This is a genomic window from Mammaliicoccus sp. JADD-157 (assembly GCF_049310805.1).
Lineage (GTDB): Bacteria > Bacillota > Bacilli > Staphylococcales > Staphylococcaceae > Mammaliicoccus > Mammaliicoccus lentus.
The window spans coordinates 702,709-717,737 of record NZ_JBMOVZ010000001.1; the positions used below are offsets into that span (position 1 = coordinate 702,709).

Consider the following 15,029-nt stretch of genomic DNA (forward strand, 5'->3'; position numbering starts at 1 on the left):
TCACCACCTTAGGTTGATAACTAAATTATACATGAAAGGAGCTTATTTTATGGAAACATTATTGAATCTTGAAATGTTAAACAAATTGATAGACGAGCGTGTCAATCAACGTATTGAAGAAATAAAACAAGAAGAACAACCATTGAATATTAAAATGCCAGAACTTATAAAAATCACTGGATGGAGTAGAGATTTTATTGTGAAGAACATTATCAATAGAAACTATTTTAGAGGGAAAATAGAGCCGTTTAGCAAATTTCCTAAAAATGATAGAGGAGAGTACAGATTCCATAGAAAGAAAATGATGGCTTTTATTGATGAATATTATGAAGAGATTGAAGAGAGAGCAAAGGAAGGTAGAAAACGATGGCACTAGCATGGAACATTATAAAGTATCCAGCATTAACACTAGCAATTGTAGTTGAGTTTTTTATTATATCGTCATTCAGTACTACACCAATTGAACATTCGTTTTTATTTTGGTTGGTCACTGTAGCAGGATTTGAAATGGCTGATCAAATATTTTTAGAACAGGAGGAAATGTAAATGTCATATTTTAAAATAGGTTCACAAGTAACAAAGACAGAATACCACTACGGATTTAAGTTTCAACATAGATATGAAGTTTTAAATCCAGGTTTAATTTCAGTGAGGGTATTTAGTACAAATCATGATTTAGTTTATTCAACAGAACTATTTGTTGAAGATTCAGTGGAAGGTTTGTTTGAAGAAATGAATAATACAATCTTAAGTTGGATTGATGATAATACTAGTGAAGTTGATGCATTGATGGTTGAAATACTACAAGGCAGTAATAGACTTTATGATTTCAAAATTAAAGCTAGATATTAAAAAAACCTAAACCAACGGCAATTGGAATAGGCACAAAGTTAATTAAAAATACACGTACAGAATATCACGAAGGAGGATATTTAGCAATGCAATTAAAATTAAATAAATTAGTTATGGAGAACTTTGCAGGCTTTAAAAATCAAACTTTTGAATTTAACGGCCAAGATGCGGATATTTTTGGACAAAACGGTACAGGTAAAACAACAACAGCTACTGCATTACAATGGTTGCTATTTGATAAAGGATTAGATGGTTCAACAAAATCATTTAACCCAGTACCAGAGAATGAAAAAGGCGAAGAACAGTACGAGTTAATACCCACAGTTATAGCGAAATTTCAGATTGATGATAGATTAATCACACTTAAGAAAGAGTCACACCCAAAATATTCTACAAATCAAAAAACAAATCGTAAAGAATATAGCAGAAGTAGAACAAAGTACCAATATGTGAATGACGAAAAGTTAAATGTTACTGAATACAAAAATAGAGTGGCTGAGATTGTAGATGAAGAAGTTTTTAAACTTATAACAAATCCTACTGCCTTTAATAATTTAGATTGGAAAAAGCGTAGAGAACTATTATTTCAAATAGCTGACAACATCACTGATGAAGATGTCATTGCTAGCGATTCAGAACTTGAGGGATTGAAAGAATTACTTACTGATCATGATATTGAAACAAAGAAGAAGATAGTTGTAGATAAGATTAAACAAATCAATCAACAAATTAAAGATATACCAACACGTATCAATGAAGCATCACATTCATTGGTTGAAGTAGAAGAATTGAACGAATCTGATTACAAGCAGCTAGAAGATAACATTCAAGCACTCGTTAATAAGAGATACGAGTTGCAGAACGGAAGTGCAGAAATTGAGTTACGTAATCAAGTAAAAGATAAACAATCAGAATTAGAGCGAATCAAAAGAGACCACTCATCTACTACTGAATCAAGAATTCATTCACTTATGAATGAGTTTAATGCAGAAGAAAGTACTATTTTGAATTACAAATCAAAAATGAAGAATAACCAAACTCAGATTCGTTATGAAGAAGATAGAAGAAATGCACTTTTAGATGAACATAAAAGATTAAAGTCTGATTTAGAAAAGGCTAAAAATCACGAGTTTGAATACGTTGAAGATAAAATTTGTTCATGTTGTGGCCAGGATTTGCCAAGTGAAAAAGTAGAAGAGGCAAGAGAAAATGCTTTCAAAAAATTCAACAAAGAAAAGTCTCTTGAACTAGAAGTTATTACGGGATCTATTGAAAAAGTACTGGCTGACGGTAAAAAAATTAAACCAACAATTGATGCATTGATGGAAGAAAATAATAAATATCAAGAATTAATAGATGCAGCTACAGAAAAGTCTCAAAGAATTAAAAATAAAATTGATAGCCTAAAATTACAAATTACTGATGTTACACAATCAAAAGAGTATCAGGAAGTTCAAAACAAAATTGGTGAACTCAATAAAAAACGTATGAACATTCAAGAACAAGTAGATGATCGTATAGATGAACTAGATTCACAACTAAATGAATTAAGAGCTGAAAAAGAACATTTAGATAAATTAAAGTCGATTGCTGCATCTAATGAAAATATCGAAAAGCGTATTCAAGAATTAAGGAATAAGGAAGAGGAGTTATTAGACGAGAAAGAAATTTATTCTGGCCAACTTTATAAACTGAACAAATTCACTATTACTAAAATCAATAAGTTAACAGATAACATCAATCAGAAGTTTAAATACGTGACCTTCAAATTGTTCTATACCCAAGTAGACGGAGAAGTTAAAGAAACATGTGAAACAACTGTAAATGGTATTGAATATCACAGAGGGTTGAATAGCGCTAAAAAACTCAATGCAGGATTAGACATCATTAATACATTGTGTGATCACTACAAAATAAATGGACCGATCTTTATTGATAATGCTGAATCTGTAATTGATATCTTACCAACAAAATCACAACAAATTAGATTAGTTGTGAGTAAAGAAGATAACACATTGAGAATGGAGAAAAGCGAATGAAATATGAATTAGGTGACTATGTACAAATTAACAAACGATGGAAGAAGACAAAAGAATATTTGAACGAGGAAAATTTAAAGATTGAAGATGCTGAGACTGTTGTCATTAGAAAGAAAATAGATTGTAAGGAAACTGGTTTTATTGCTGGTTTTAGATATGGATATACACAATCAAAAGAAGTAATGAAAATTCTGGATGAAGGAGCAGAGGTTATTCAAGCATATAATCATCAAGCTATTGATGTATACCTAGTAGCAACAAGAATGAATTGCCTATATGAAGTAAGCAAAGAAGATATGCAATTAATTAAAGACGTGGAGGAATTAAGATGAAACTTAAAGTATTAAAAATAACACTCCTAATCGTCATCTTGGTGGAGGAGATTAGAAGTGTTAGAAAAAAGAAAAAATATGTTATTAAAAATAAATCTAATCATGGGATTAAATTAACATTAAGTCAATTAGGAAATTCAATTGAAAATTATTAATTGATTTATTGAATTCTAGGATAATAAATATCCTCTTTTTCTGAGTAATCAAGTTCCCAATTACTTTTAATAACTATTTTATCTGGTGATTGTATGAACATTATATGGAAATTATTATCATATTTTTGTTCAATAATTTTTAGATCTTCTTCTTGATGAATAACATCTCGTTCCATGTGGTTTTGCCAATTATCTCCTTCTAAATCAAGCCAAGGAGTATCGATACGAAATTCTGATGTTCCACCATTAGAAGGAGCTTTAATAACATATTGAAATGGAAATTTTTGAACATTAACCATTGTGACACCTCACTTTCATAATAAATTAATTTAATTATACACAATAAAGGAGTTTATATATATGACAAATAAAAATGAAGTATTAGTAAAAAATCAAAAAATGGGAGATAACGTCCTAGCTAGAGTTAAAAGCTTAGAAACGCAGGGTGATCTAAAGTTCCCAGAAAACTATTCACCAGAAAATGCTATGAAATCAGCGATGTTAACATTACAAGATTTAAAAGGTTCAAAGAAAGACGGATACAAACCAGCACTAGAGTTTGCTAATCCAAACAGTATTGCTAACGCGTTAATGGATATGGTCGTACAAGGACTAAATCCAGCTAAGAATCAAGGTTACTTCATTATGTACGGAGATAAGGTTCAGTTCCAACGCTCATATTTAGGTACGATGGCAGTTACAAGACGAGTTACTGGTGCTAAAGAAATAAATGCTGAAGTTATCTTTGAAGGTGATGAAGTTAAATATAAAACAAAGAACGGTAAAATCGTCGATTTAGAACATTCTCAATCATTCGGAAACAGAGATAGTAAAAAAATCATTGGTGCATATGCAACTGTAGTATTTGAAGATGAAAGTAAAAACTATACAGAGATTATGAGCTTCGAAGAAATTGAAGAAGCATGGAAACAATCTCAAATGGTATATGATGGCAAGTTCAAGGAAGATGGAACGCATAGAAGATTCCCTCAAGAAATGGCCAAAAAGACTGTGATTAATAGAGCATGTAAGAAATTATTAAATAGTTCTGATGACAGTAGTCTTTTATCAAGCGAAATTAAAAATAGAGACAACAGACAACGTAAAGAGATTTTAGATGCTGAAGAAGAAGCGAATGCGAATAAAGAACTATTAGAATTCGAAGAAGTACCACATATAGAGGCAACAGATGTTACAAATTTTGAAGAAGTTGAAGATATAAAAGAAGCACCTGCACAGCAAACAATAGAGGATGAAGAACCATTTTAATTGATGTTATAGCAACTGGTTCAAGTGGTAACTGCTATCGTATTTCAGATGGCAGAACCACACTTTTATTAGAAGCAGGTGTGAAATATGAAAAGGTGCAAAAAGCCCTTCAATACAGAACAAGAGACATTGCAGGTTGTCTCATCACTCATGAACATGGTGATCATGCTAAATATACAGACCAGTATTTAAAAAACGGTATAAATTGTTATATGACTAAAGGAACAAAGAAGGCTAAGAAAATTGAAAGTCACAGATTGTATACAGTAAAAGCTAAACAGGAAACAAGAATCGGTTCATGGTCTATTTTACCTTTTGAAGTAGAACATGATGCAGCAGAGCCAATTGGCTTTTTATTGCAAAGTACTCAAGGATATAAAGTTTTATATCTTACTGATACAAAATATTGCAAATATAGTTTTAAAGGTTTAACGCACTTGATGTTAGAAGTAAATTATATTTATGAAAAAATACAAGAGAATGTTCAACTTGGACTTGTTCATCAAGGGTTGGCAAATAGGGTAATGGATTCACATTTTAGCTTAGAATATGCATTAAAACTACTTAAAGCTAATGATTTAACTCAATTACAACAAATACATTTGATTCACCTAAGTAATACAAATTCAGATGCACGATATATAAAAGAGCAGGTGCAACAAGTTAGTGGTGTGCCTGTATATATAGGAGGATTATAAATGAACCATAGTACCTATGTAGGAAGACTTACTAAAGAATTAGATATTAAAGAAACTAAAAGTGGGACAAAGGTTTTACCATTCGATATTGCAGTACAACGTGATTTTAAGAACGGTAATGGAGAATATGATACAGACTTTATCAGTTGTCTAGCATTTAATAAAACTGCTGAATTCTTAGTTAACTATGCCAAGAAAGGTTACTTGATTGGTGTTGAAGGACGTATGCAAAATAATAATTATGAACGTGAAGATGGAAGTACAAATTACGGAATGCAACTCATAGTAAAAGGAATAGATACTTCAATACTATTTTTAAACAAAGGTAAAGGAACTAATGAAGAGAAAGACACACCTCAAACTCAAAGAGGACAAAGTAATGCTCAACCTAATGGTAGTAATCCATTTTCAAATGCTAACGGTCCAATTGATATTAACGACGATGATTTGCCATTCTAATTTAACCAGTTTTGGAAGTGAGGTGTGGAGTTATGGCTGGTTGGATTAGTTTGCATAGATCAATTGAAAACCATTGGACCTTTAAAGAAAATAGAAAGTTTTCTAAATTTGAAGCTTGGATTGATATTTTGCTAATGGTCAATCATAAAGATAAAAAAATTGTGTTAGGTAATGAATTGGTCTTTGTTAAACGAGGTCAAAAAATAACCAGCATTAGAAAACTTTGTGAGCGTTGGTCTTGGTCAAATAATAAAGTTAAAAATTTTTTAAAATTATTAGAAGAAGACGGAATGTTGATTGCAAAAAGCGACGCAAAGAAGACGCTCCTAACCGTTGTCAATTATGACATCTACCAACATGAAGATTTAGAAAAGCGACGCAAAAGCGACGCGAATGCATCGCAAGTGCATCACAAAAGCGACGCGAATGCATCGCAAACGCACACAAACAATAATGATAATAAGGAGAATAATGAAAATAATGATAATAAGGAGAATAAGAAGACGTCGAACGTCTACGACTTTTATCAAGAATCGGGATTTGGAATTATTAATCAATACACTGCACAAGATATTACTTATTATCTAGAAAGCTTTGAGAATAATTCAGATGAAATAGTAACTGCAGCATTAAAGCTAGCACTTGATCGAAATAAAGTTAATTGGGGATATGCTAAAGCTATTTTAAAGGATTGGTTAAAATCTAATCTTAAATCAATAAATGAAGTACGAGCATATGAACAACAAAAATTGGCCAACTTCAAAAGTAGAAGTAGCCATAATAATCTCCAATCAAAAGAGAAAACACCTGAATGGTTATTAAGGCAAAAACAAAACAAGCAAGATGAAGTAAATATAAACTCACCAGAATTTGAAGAAAAGAAAAAACAATTAGAAGCAGAAATGCGGGAATGGAGTGAAGAATTTGGGCGTACTACTTAAAGGTAAAACTATTGTAGAAGTATTTGAATTATTACAAGAATTAAAATCAGTCAAAGCAGTAGCAGAAGAAATAGGTGTAACACCAGGCGCAGTTTATGCTTTTAGATCTGAACATAATAAAGCTTTTAAAAGGTTAAAGAACAACGAAAAAGATGAAAAACAAATAGAAGTACAGAGTAATAAAAAAACAAATGATTATTTAAAAGGTATTAATAAATCTAGTGATTTAATCAAAGAAAATGGTCAAAAAATCGAAACGATAAATATAGGAGAAATAACTACTAAAGTTAGAGTGTTAGAAAATGATAACAAGTCGTATGAAAAGAAAGTAAAAAAATTAACTTCTGAAAAGAATAAATTACATGGTCGTATTACATTACTTACTGAAGAAATAAATGCAAGTAATGAAGAAAAAAGAGAATTAAATATAGAGTATCAAAAATTAACTGAAGACTATCAAAAGATTATTGAAGAAAAAAATTCATATGAAAAACAATTAAATGAATTAATAACTGAATCTAACAAAATTTTAGAAGAGGCTAAGAAATACCGTGAAATAAACAAAGAATATCAAAATAAATTAGCTATGCTAAGTGAACGTACGACAGATGTAAGAGAAGATGAATTATTAAAGATTAAGAAAGAATTAGCATTTTATAAAGAACATGCGTTTATGTACTACGAGAAAGCGAACGAAGTATCATGACATGTCATACATTCACTATACTTTTCAAAAGTGGTGTTAAGACATTAGATAAACCAATGGCATCACCTAGACCACGATTTAGGAATGCAGGTAAATTTGTTCAAACATATATGCCAACAACCTATATGAATCATAAAAAATTCATAAGAGAACAAATGCCAGACTTACAAATTGATGATGCAATTAAGCTGACTTTATTATTTGAATTTCCAATGAATAAGTCGTGGTCTAAATCATTAATAAAACGAATGATTCATGCATTTAAAAAGAATAAACCAGATATAGATAACCTTGTTAAGACATTTATGGATGCAGCAAATGAAAAGATATGGACAGATGATGCACTAGTCGTTGAATTACATTGTGCTAAAAGATATGCAGAAGTACCAAAAATCAAAGTGAAAGTGGAGGAATTATAATGAGAAACATTCAATTTGCAGATGAGTTAATTAAAAAAACTTTTGGAGAAAGTGAAGAAGATGGAGTAGTAAGAAAGCAATTCAATGCTACTGATAAGCATGTTACATGGGCAATCGAGTTTTATGCTTACGATGCAACAATTACTTGTACAGTAAGTGAAGCTGGATCTAAATATAAAATTTCTGGAGACAATGTACCAACGGAGTTTATGAATTTACAGTATGAAAGAGTTAATTATGTTAGAGAAGAATTGTTTAAAGATGTCGGAGAAAATCCCGACCAACTGATAATAGAAGATGTTGAGTATGAAGAAAAAAAGGATTTTGAAAATGAAACACTATTTGATGACGGGGAAGAGAAAGTTGAAGAATTATCAAAAGAAGAAATCAAATAAACAAAAGAGTGGCGAAAGTCACCCAGATATTTTAGAAAGAGTACGGGATATTTTGAATAGGGAGTGAATGTAATGAATGAACCATTAAATATCATATTATGGGGCGTGGCTATATTTGTAGTACTTATGCTTTTAAGTTATCTATTGCTAATTGTAATTCTTGGCATAGTTGGTATAGCGAACTTATTTTTGATTGCTAAAGAACATTTGACTCGTAAAAAGAAATATAAAAAAGCAGTCAAACAAACACGTAATAATCAAAAAGAATTTGAAGAACGTAAGAAACGTCAGTTAGAGAATATGAAGTCGGAAAGAGATAAGTTTGATAGCACTAAAGAAAGAGTCGAATCAGAGCTAAACAAACATTTTTAATTAAAAAGATGCGAAATAATTTCAGAAAATTAAATCGATAAGTGTTGATGAATAATAGGAAATATAAGTAAAATTAAGGGATGAAAAGGGATTTAATTATTTTACAAATTATGTCTATAATTATAGTGAATTAATTAATCATTGTAATGATGTTTTTACAGAGGGGGAAATAAAATGTGGAAGTTAAAAGAATTCAGAATATGGGGCAAAGATAGAGAAATTATTAATGATTTTATGAAGGTAAATAAAATAAATCTATTTAAAGTTGTTGGATATAGAGTTGTTAAAAATGATGAATATATACCTAATACAATTATGCTTATTAAATATTGGGAGGAAGATCAATGAAATTATTTGAATGAAACAGTATTGTACTCGAATACTGAAATATTTCAACATAGCGTATGTACAGACAAATCATTACTCGAATGTAAAAGATTTTATATTAAAAAAGATGCTCAAAAAATAGCAGAAAAACATGGTTTTACAGTAAGAAAAGTAGTAGTGAAGGTGGAGGAAGATAATAATGGAACTCAATAAATATCAAGAGGTTGCGTTAAGAACACATAATACTGATTCAAATATAACAGAAGCATTAACTAACTATGCTTTAGGTTTAACAGGGGAGTCAGGAGAAGTAGCAGACATTATAAAAAAACATATATTCCATGGCCACGAGCTAAATAAAGACGAAATAGTAAAAGAGTTAGGAGATGTACTTTGGTACTTATCATCACTTGCGAGTATGTGTAATGTAACGCTAGACGAAGTAGCAGGACATAACTTAAACAAATTAGGAAATAGATATCCAAATGGGTTTAATCCATTGAATAGTATTAATAGAGTTGAAAGTATAAAAGCTGAAGACAAAGTAAAGTATGGTGGTAAAGAATATATTGTGAACAGCGTTTTAGGAAACACATTATTGATAAGCAATGATGTAGATGATCAGCAGGTTAATATATTTGATGTTGAAAAGGTTTGATAGTTCATACTCAGTTATAGCAGGTGGTGAGAGGTATTGTTCGAATGGCTTAAGTTATATCGTGATTTAGATATGCAATACAAAACATTAGAATTAAAGAAAGATATCTGTATTGAAGAGATTAATAGGTGGCATTCAATTAATGATACGCGTGCAGACTTAGGAAAGAAGCATGACTTCCTCTCACGTGTTCAACAAGTAGATAGAATTAGAGAGGAGCTAAATGAATTGAATGAACGCATTGAAAGGATAGAACGACAAAAGAATAAAGTATTAGAATTAATTAACCGCTTCGATGGTATTGAACAGAAGATACTAAGAAAGAAATACATTGATGATATGACATTGCAACAGATTGCTTATGACTTAGGTTATAGTGAACAATATATTAGGAAGAAACATGCTGAATGTATAAAGAGAATTGACTTCATTAATACTTAAGTAGTCAACGTTGTCAACAATCATGCTACACTACCTATTGATTAATCGTGTTATTGTTATAACATAGAAAAAATATATAAAGGACGAACACATTGTGTTGGTCCTTTTACTATGTGATGGAGGAGTGATTGATATTGGTATCATGCGAAGATGTAATCATCCAACTTGTAACAAACTTATTTCACACAATGAAACGTATTGTGATGATCATAAGAAATACACTAACAAAGCTTATAATGATGCAAGACAAAGAAACAATCCTGAATACTTAAACTTCTATAAACGTAAAGAATGGTTAAGTAAAAGAGAGATTGTGTTAATAAAAAATGATTATATATGTGCTTCTTGTGGAGCGATAGCTGAAGTTGTTGACCATATCATTCCAACAAAAATAGATTGGTCAAAAAGATTAGATGAAAATAATCTACAACCGTTATGCAATAAATGTCATAACAAAAAAACAAAAGAAGATTTAAAAAAGTATGGAATGTGAAAATAAGAAAAAAACGAAAAAGTGGAAAAATGAAAAAACAAAAAATGAAAATAATAAGTCCCCCACCAAAATTGACCGGCCACTGATAAAAGTTCACCGGAACGGTGCGGGGCTTTCTTTCGGAATTTTTCCCTTTTTAAAGCTGAATTTATAAAGGAGGTGGTTTGTTTGGCAGGTAGAAAACGTGTTGCGACTGATGTTACTAAGAAAAACTTAACAAAAGAAGAAATCAGACAACGCAAAGAGGAAGAGGAACTATTAAATGTATTCGAAGGAATTCCCGAACGGCCACCTACCTGGTTAAGTAAATTGGCAAAGAAAGAATACAAGCGTATTGTTCCCTTAATGAAAGAATTGCCTATAGCAAACCTAGATTTACAGATTGTTTGTCACTACTGCGAACAAGTTTCGAGCTATTTGGAACTTACAAAAGACATACAAGAAAATGGTCATAATATACCAGTTAGAAATGACGATGGTGTAATAATGAATATTAAGATTAATCCAGCAGTATCAAAAAGATTAGAAGTAGCAAGAGAAATGAGAGCTGCAGCTAGCATGATAGGCATTAGTTTAGATAGTCGTATAAAAATTGTCGCACCTAAGAAAAATGAAGTTGTAGAGGATCCAATGGATGAATTCTTCAACTAATAATAAATTAATTGATCCAGTTACTTTTTATGCAAAAAAAGTGCTAAAAGGCGACATTTTAGCATCAAATATGGTTAAAAGAGCATGTAAAAGGCATATAAATGATTTAAAACGTGAAGATTTAGACTATCAATGGCAACCAAGTAAGGCGCTACACGTAATTAACTTTATTGAGAAGTTACCAGACATTAAAACTGGTGAATGTCATCCACTAGCCTTATTTCAAAAATTTATTGTTGGTAGTATTTATGGTTGGCAGAACGAAAAAGGTCATAGAAGATTTAAACGTGCTTATATTAGTATGGCCAGAAAAAATGGTAAGTCTATCATAGTTGCTGGGATTAATCTTTATGAATTGCTTTTTGGTGAAAACCCTAAATTAGGTAGACAAATATATTGTACAGCCAATGCAAAAGACCAAGCTAAAGTAGTTTGGGAAATGTGTATGAAGCAGTTGAATTCATTAAGAGACAAATCGGCTAAAGTATATAACATAACTAAAATAACAGAATCAAAAAACCTTCTTGCAAATAAGCGTGATGGGTCAATATTGAAGCCACTTTCAAAAGATACAAAGAAATTAGATGGATTTGACCCATATATCGGTATTTTAGATGAGTATCATGAGGCAAAAGATGATTCAATGTTTGAAGTCCTGCGTTCAGGTATGATTCAACAAGTGAATAGATTAATAGCAATCATAAGTACAGCAGGATTCAATTTGAATGGACCAATGTATAAAGAATATGTGTATTGCAAAGGTTTGATGTATGGAAAGTTTGAAAATGATAATTACTTTGTTTACTGTGCAGAAATGGATAATGATGAAGAAATAGACGATGAGAAGAATTGGATTAAAGCTAATCCATTACTTGAAGTTGAGTCTTTTTATGATGTTGCTTTACAAACAATCAAAGATGATATGCAAGAACAAATAGACAAAGGTGAAACACATAAAATTAAAACAAAAAACTTTAATATATGGCAGTCAAACAGTGATTCATCTTTAGTTAATATTAAAGATTGGGAAAATATCAGTGTTGAAAAACCACCTGATATTAGAAACAGAGATGTATATATTGGGGTCGATTTATCTAGACTTAACGATTTAACGGGTATTGGTTTTATATATCCCATTGATAAAAAATATTATATAGATTCACATGTTTTTGTTGGTACCAGGGGAGGCATTGAGGCTAAAATCAAACGTGATAAGATAGATTATCTTGAAATGGTCAATCGTGGTAATGCAACATTAACACGGTCTGAATATGGAGTTATAGATTTTGAACATGTAATTGAGTATTTAACTAATTATGTAGATGAACATAACTTAAATGTCATAGGTCTTTGTTATGATCCATGGCATTCAGAAACATTTTTAACTTCTTTAGAGAAGCGGCAAGATATAAATTGGCCACTTATCGAAGTTGGCCAATCGTTTAAAGTGATGTCACAACCTATAAAAGATTTTCAACTTGATGTATTACAAGAGAAAATAATGCATTCTAACAATCCTGCACTAGATGTTGGTGTGAATAATGCAGTTCTTATATATGATAAAGAAGGGAATTGTAAAGTTGATAAATCAATGTATCGTGAAAAAATAGATAGTATTGTATCAATATTGATTGCATGGACTGAAGCAAGGATGCATGAATTCCAAGAAAATTGGGACGAAATTTACGAAAGTGAAGAATTTGGTTTCTAGGTGGTGAAATAATGAAAATAGGAAAAATAGTAGATTTTTTTAAACTAATGGTTGCTAATATAACTGGCATCCTTTTTTTATTGGGTTTAGCCATGGTTAATATTGCTATGTATATAAAGTTTGGTGAAACAATAGGATTAGTGACAACTGGTTTTACCTTAATATTAATTGCATTGATTATTGACCATGAATCCAAACCAGAAAGGAGGTAGGATGATTGGGGATTTTTATCGGTAAAAGAAGTAGTTCAATTGAGTTGGAACGAATAGATTTAGAAAAAGCTACAAAAATGTTTCCAGGAATTGAAGATGCACCTGTATTAAATGACTATGACGGAGTAGATGCTATAAAAAACACTGACATATTTACTGCTGTAAGTATGTTGGCTGGTGACTTAGCAAGAATGGATATTCAAATTTGGAAACAAGGTGTTCATGAAGAAAATAATTATTTGGAAAAGCTAATTAATGTAAGACCCAATGATTATTATAATGGATATCTCTTTAAATTCATTGTTTTTGCTAATGCCATGTTAACTGGTCACGGGTATTTTAGGATTATTAGAGATAAACAGTTTAATCCTAAGAAACTGATATTCATGAAAACGTCAAAAGTAAATTTAAAAGCTGATGATAATGATACGCTTTACTTTGAATACAAACCAAATCATGAGGAAATTATAAAATTAGATTACTATGATGTGGTTGATATTAAATTTCATTCATTAGATGGGTTTAAAGGCATCTCACTTTTAGAGTCATTATTAAAGACTTTAGAAACTGATCATTATGGTAAACAATTTCTAGGTAATTTCTTGAAAAACGGTACACACGCAGGTGGCATTTTAAAGATGAAAGGTGTTATTGATAATAAAGCAGCTAGAGATAAAGCGAGAAAATCTTTCCATGAACAGTATAGTGGAACTAAAGAAGCGGGAAAAGTTGTTGTGTTAGATGAATCTATGACTTTTGACCAATTAGAAGTTGATACAGAAATATTAAAGTTGATTAGAGATAATAAATCGTCAACAAGAGAAATCGCAGGAGTATTTGGTATACCACTTCATAAATTTGGGATTGAACCAACAAACATTAGTATAACAGATGCAAATTTAGAATACTTATCAACATTAGCACCTTATATGAAAGCTAGCTGTTCAGCTTTAGAATTCTATTTTAATTCTGATTTAGATGACTTAGTTAAAAGATTTAGATTTGATACTTCTGACTTACGAGTTGTTGACTCAGAAACACAAGCAAAGATAGATAAAATAGATCTTGAAGATGGTGTTAAAAATTTGGATGAGGTAAGAAAAACTAGAGGATTACCTCCAATTGAAGGTGGATTTGGTTCCAAACATAGAGTTGATTTAAATCATGTGAATATTGAAAAAGTAGACGAATATCAAATGAACAAATCAACTGATAATAAACATAAATCTAGTTTTAAAGGAGGTGAGGAAGATGAAGAATGAAGAAAAAAGAATCATGAATAGTATTGAAGTTAGAGCAAACCAAGAGACAGAGAAAATGGTTATCGGTGGTTATGCACTTAAATTTAATACTTGGTCAGAAGATTTAGGAGGATTTAAAGAAACAATATCTTCTGAATCTTTAAAAGATACAAATTTAGATGATGTAAGATGCTTAGTTGATCATGAACCTAGTCAAATTCTTGGTCGAAGTACTTCAGGAACCTTAAATTTAGAAGTTGATGAAACAGGATTGAAGTTTGAATGTACATTACCTAATACTACATTAGCAAGAGATATTTATGAAAATATAAAACTAGGTAATGTTAATCAATGTTCTTTCGGTTTTATACTAAATTCAGATGGTGATGAATGGATGTTTGATGTAGAGAATGATATTTACATGAGAACATTAACAAACTTTAAAGAATTAACAGATGTTTCAGTTGTTACGTATCCAGCATATAGAGATACTGATGTAGCACCTGCTCTAAGAAGTATTAAGGAATTGAATGATGAATTTGAACATGAAAAGGTTAAATTAGAACTTGAGTTGTTATAAATCGGTGAAGGTTAACACCGTTAAAAAATGAATCCAGAAGCTTACCGATTATGGTGAAGCTTATTTTTTATACAATTT

The 15,029-nt window shown here is 30.7% G+C and carries 25 protein-coding genes; 24 read left to right on the top strand and 1 reads right to left on the bottom strand.

The window, feature by feature from the left end; translation table 11 throughout:
- Positions 1 to 49 precede the first annotated feature (49 nt).
- The 6 genes from ACO6VN_RS03555 to ACO6VN_RS03580 all read left to right on the top strand — a co-directional run bounded on the left by ACO6VN_RS03555 (position 50) and on the right by ACO6VN_RS03580 (position 3,378).
- On the top strand, positions 50 to 376 hold the full coding sequence (locus tag ACO6VN_RS03555; protein ID WP_315293472.1) for a DUF771 domain-containing protein: 327 nt from the start codon (positions 50 to 52) through the stop codon (positions 374 to 376).
- Entirely contained in the window at positions 367 to 546 is a 180-nt protein-coding gene (locus ACO6VN_RS03560; RefSeq protein ID WP_315293471.1) for a hypothetical protein, read from the top strand. Before ACO6VN_RS03555 ends, ACO6VN_RS03560 begins: the two co-directional genes overlap by 10 nt.
- Positions 547 to 852, top strand: a complete 306-nt coding sequence (locus ACO6VN_RS03565) for a hypothetical protein (RefSeq protein WP_315293470.1) — start codon at positions 547 to 549, stop codon at positions 850 to 852.
- 86 nt (positions 853 to 938) lie between these two features.
- A complete protein-coding gene (locus ACO6VN_RS03570; protein ID WP_315293469.1) occupies positions 939 to 2,891 on the top strand; it encodes an AAA family ATPase in 1,953 nt (650 codons plus the stop codon).
- The gene (locus ACO6VN_RS03575) at positions 2,888 to 3,223 is read left to right on the top strand and encodes a hypothetical protein (RefSeq protein ID WP_315293468.1); all 336 of its coding nucleotides are present in this window, start codon (positions 2,888 to 2,890) and stop codon (positions 3,221 to 3,223) included. Before ACO6VN_RS03570 ends, ACO6VN_RS03575 begins: the two co-directional genes overlap by 4 nt.
- A complete protein-coding gene (locus ACO6VN_RS03580; protein ID WP_422404227.1) occupies positions 3,220 to 3,378 on the top strand; it encodes a hypothetical protein in 159 nt (52 codons plus the stop codon). The genes ACO6VN_RS03575 and ACO6VN_RS03580 overlap by 4 nt, the downstream gene beginning before the upstream one ends.
- A gap of 5 nt (positions 3,379 to 3,383) precedes the next feature.
- Here ACO6VN_RS03580 and ACO6VN_RS03585 read toward each other — a convergent pair whose 3' ends face one another.
- Positions 3,384 to 3,677, bottom strand: coding sequence for a hypothetical protein (locus tag ACO6VN_RS03585; RefSeq protein ID WP_422404228.1), 294 nt, complete (start codon positions 3,675 to 3,677; stop codon positions 3,384 to 3,386).
- A gap of 61 nt (positions 3,678 to 3,738) precedes the next feature.
- On the opposite strand from ACO6VN_RS03585, the gene ACO6VN_RS03590 reads away from it, so the two are divergent.
- From ACO6VN_RS03590 to ACO6VN_RS03675, 18 genes are all read left to right on the top strand, one after another.
- Positions 3,739 to 4,647, top strand: coding sequence for a recombinase RecT (locus ACO6VN_RS03590; protein WP_422404229.1), 909 nt, complete (start codon positions 3,739 to 3,741; stop codon positions 4,645 to 4,647).
- Positions 4,648 to 4,742: 95 nt separating this feature from the next.
- Positions 4,743 to 5,345, top strand: a complete 603-nt coding sequence (locus tag ACO6VN_RS03595; protein WP_315294069.1) for an MBL fold metallo-hydrolase — start codon at positions 4,743 to 4,745, stop codon at positions 5,343 to 5,345.
- Entirely contained in the window at positions 5,346 to 5,804 is a 459-nt protein-coding gene (locus ACO6VN_RS03600; RefSeq protein ID WP_315293465.1) for a single-stranded DNA-binding protein, read from the top strand.
- 32 nt (positions 5,805 to 5,836) lie between these two features.
- Positions 5,837 to 6,745 (top strand): DnaD domain protein, encoded by a 909-nt coding sequence (locus ACO6VN_RS03605; RefSeq protein WP_315293464.1) that lies wholly within the window; start codon positions 5,837 to 5,839, stop codon positions 6,743 to 6,745.
- Entirely contained in the window at positions 6,729 to 7,451 is a 723-nt protein-coding gene (locus tag ACO6VN_RS03610) for a hypothetical protein (protein ID WP_422404230.1), read from the top strand. Before ACO6VN_RS03605 ends, ACO6VN_RS03610 begins: the two co-directional genes overlap by 17 nt.
- Complete coding sequence (locus tag ACO6VN_RS03615) at positions 7,448 to 7,870, top strand: RusA family crossover junction endodeoxyribonuclease (protein ID WP_315293462.1); 423 nt, start codon at positions 7,448 to 7,450, stop codon at positions 7,868 to 7,870. Before ACO6VN_RS03610 ends, ACO6VN_RS03615 begins: the two co-directional genes overlap by 4 nt.
- Positions 7,870 to 8,265 carry a hypothetical protein gene (locus ACO6VN_RS03620; protein ID WP_422404231.1) on the top strand — a complete coding sequence of 132 codons (396 nt, stop codon included), beginning with the start codon at positions 7,870 to 7,872 and terminating at the stop codon, positions 8,263 to 8,265. The genes ACO6VN_RS03615 and ACO6VN_RS03620 overlap by 1 nt, the downstream gene beginning before the upstream one ends.
- A gap of 72 nt (positions 8,266 to 8,337) precedes the next feature.
- Positions 8,338 to 8,637, top strand: a complete 300-nt coding sequence (locus ACO6VN_RS03625) for a hypothetical protein (RefSeq protein ID WP_422404232.1) — start codon at positions 8,338 to 8,340, stop codon at positions 8,635 to 8,637.
- Between the two features lie 174 nt (positions 8,638 to 8,811).
- Positions 8,812 to 8,985 carry a hypothetical protein gene (locus ACO6VN_RS03630; RefSeq protein ID WP_315293459.1) on the top strand — a complete coding sequence of 58 codons (174 nt, stop codon included), beginning with the start codon at positions 8,812 to 8,814 and terminating at the stop codon, positions 8,983 to 8,985.
- Between the two features lie 6 nt (positions 8,986 to 8,991).
- Positions 8,992 to 9,177 carry a hypothetical protein gene (locus tag ACO6VN_RS03635; protein ID WP_422404233.1) on the top strand — a complete coding sequence of 62 codons (186 nt, stop codon included), beginning with the start codon at positions 8,992 to 8,994 and terminating at the stop codon, positions 9,175 to 9,177.
- Positions 9,164 to 9,622 carry a nucleoside triphosphate pyrophosphohydrolase family protein gene (locus ACO6VN_RS03640; protein ID WP_422404234.1) on the top strand — a complete coding sequence of 153 codons (459 nt, stop codon included), beginning with the start codon at positions 9,164 to 9,166 and terminating at the stop codon, positions 9,620 to 9,622. The genes ACO6VN_RS03635 and ACO6VN_RS03640 overlap by 14 nt, the downstream gene beginning before the upstream one ends.
- A 36-nt stretch (positions 9,623 to 9,658) precedes the next feature.
- Positions 9,659 to 10,063 (top strand): sigma factor-like helix-turn-helix DNA-binding protein, encoded by a 405-nt coding sequence (locus ACO6VN_RS03645; protein ID WP_315293456.1) that lies wholly within the window; start codon positions 9,659 to 9,661, stop codon positions 10,061 to 10,063.
- A gap of 133 nt (positions 10,064 to 10,196) precedes the next feature.
- A complete protein-coding gene (locus tag ACO6VN_RS03650) occupies positions 10,197 to 10,556 on the top strand; it encodes an HNH endonuclease (protein WP_315294067.1) in 360 nt (119 codons plus the stop codon).
- 168 nt (positions 10,557 to 10,724) lie between these two features.
- Positions 10,725 to 11,207 carry a phage terminase small subunit P27 family gene (locus ACO6VN_RS03655; RefSeq protein ID WP_158258851.1) on the top strand — a complete coding sequence of 161 codons (483 nt, stop codon included), beginning with the start codon at positions 10,725 to 10,727 and terminating at the stop codon, positions 11,205 to 11,207.
- Complete coding sequence (locus ACO6VN_RS03660; protein WP_315293454.1) at positions 11,191 to 12,918, top strand: terminase large subunit; 1,728 nt, start codon at positions 11,191 to 11,193, stop codon at positions 12,916 to 12,918. The genes ACO6VN_RS03655 and ACO6VN_RS03660 overlap by 17 nt, the downstream gene beginning before the upstream one ends.
- Positions 12,919 to 12,929: 11 nt before the next feature.
- The gene (locus ACO6VN_RS03665) at positions 12,930 to 13,130 is read left to right on the top strand and encodes a hypothetical protein (protein WP_315293453.1); all 201 of its coding nucleotides are present in this window, start codon (positions 12,930 to 12,932) and stop codon (positions 13,128 to 13,130) included.
- A gap of 5 nt (positions 13,131 to 13,135) precedes the next feature.
- Positions 13,136 to 14,392, top strand: coding sequence for a phage portal protein (locus ACO6VN_RS03670; protein WP_390893950.1), 1,257 nt, complete (start codon positions 13,136 to 13,138; stop codon positions 14,390 to 14,392).
- Positions 14,382 to 14,951, top strand: coding sequence for an HK97 family phage prohead protease (locus tag ACO6VN_RS03675; protein WP_315293452.1), 570 nt, complete (start codon positions 14,382 to 14,384; stop codon positions 14,949 to 14,951). Before ACO6VN_RS03670 ends, ACO6VN_RS03675 begins: the two co-directional genes overlap by 11 nt.
- Positions 14,952 to 15,029 lie beyond the last annotated feature (78 nt).

Excerpts from the sequence above, each read along its gene's own strand:
- ACO6VN_RS03555 (WP_315293472.1), top strand. The coding sequence starts at position 50 with ATGGAAACATTATTGAATCTTGAAATGTTAAACAAATTGATAGACGAG.
- ACO6VN_RS03560 (WP_315293471.1), top strand. The coding sequence starts at position 367 with ATGGCACTAGCATGGAACATTATAAAGTATCCAGCATTAACACTAGCA.
- ACO6VN_RS03565 (WP_315293470.1), top strand. The coding sequence starts at position 547 with ATGTCATATTTTAAAATAGGTTCACAAGTAACAAAGACAGAATACCAC.
- ACO6VN_RS03570 (WP_315293469.1), top strand. The coding sequence starts at position 939 with ATGCAATTAAAATTAAATAAATTAGTTATGGAGAACTTTGCAGGCTTT.
- ACO6VN_RS03575 (WP_315293468.1), top strand. The coding sequence starts at position 2,888 with ATGAAATATGAATTAGGTGACTATGTACAAATTAACAAACGATGGAAG.
- ACO6VN_RS03580 (WP_422404227.1), top strand. The coding sequence starts at position 3,220 with ATGAAACTTAAAGTATTAAAAATAACACTCCTAATCGTCATCTTGGTG.
- ACO6VN_RS03585 (WP_422404228.1), bottom strand. The coding sequence starts at position 3,677 with ATGGTTAATGTTCAAAAATTTCCATTTCAATATGTTATTAAAGCTCCT.
- ACO6VN_RS03590 (WP_422404229.1), top strand. The coding sequence starts at position 3,739 with ATGACAAATAAAAATGAAGTATTAGTAAAAAATCAAAAAATGGGAGAT.
- ACO6VN_RS03600 (WP_315293465.1), top strand. The coding sequence starts at position 5,346 with ATGAACCATAGTACCTATGTAGGAAGACTTACTAAAGAATTAGATATT.
- ACO6VN_RS03605 (WP_315293464.1), top strand. The coding sequence starts at position 5,837 with ATGGCTGGTTGGATTAGTTTGCATAGATCAATTGAAAACCATTGGACC.
- ACO6VN_RS03615 (WP_315293462.1), top strand. The coding sequence starts at position 7,448 with ATGACATGTCATACATTCACTATACTTTTCAAAAGTGGTGTTAAGACA.
- ACO6VN_RS03620 (WP_422404231.1), top strand. The coding sequence starts at position 7,870 with ATGAGAAACATTCAATTTGCAGATGAGTTAATTAAAAAAACTTTTGGA.
- ACO6VN_RS03625 (WP_422404232.1), top strand. The coding sequence starts at position 8,338 with ATGAATGAACCATTAAATATCATATTATGGGGCGTGGCTATATTTGTA.
- ACO6VN_RS03630 (WP_315293459.1), top strand. The coding sequence starts at position 8,812 with ATGTGGAAGTTAAAAGAATTCAGAATATGGGGCAAAGATAGAGAAATT.
- ACO6VN_RS03640 (WP_422404234.1), top strand. The coding sequence starts at position 9,164 with ATGGAACTCAATAAATATCAAGAGGTTGCGTTAAGAACACATAATACT.
- ACO6VN_RS03660 (WP_315293454.1), top strand. The coding sequence starts at position 11,191 with ATGAATTCTTCAACTAATAATAAATTAATTGATCCAGTTACTTTTTAT.
- ACO6VN_RS03665 (WP_315293453.1), top strand. The coding sequence starts at position 12,930 with ATGAAAATAGGAAAAATAGTAGATTTTTTTAAACTAATGGTTGCTAAT.
- ACO6VN_RS03675 (WP_315293452.1), top strand. The coding sequence starts at position 14,382 with ATGAAGAATGAAGAAAAAAGAATCATGAATAGTATTGAAGTTAGAGCA.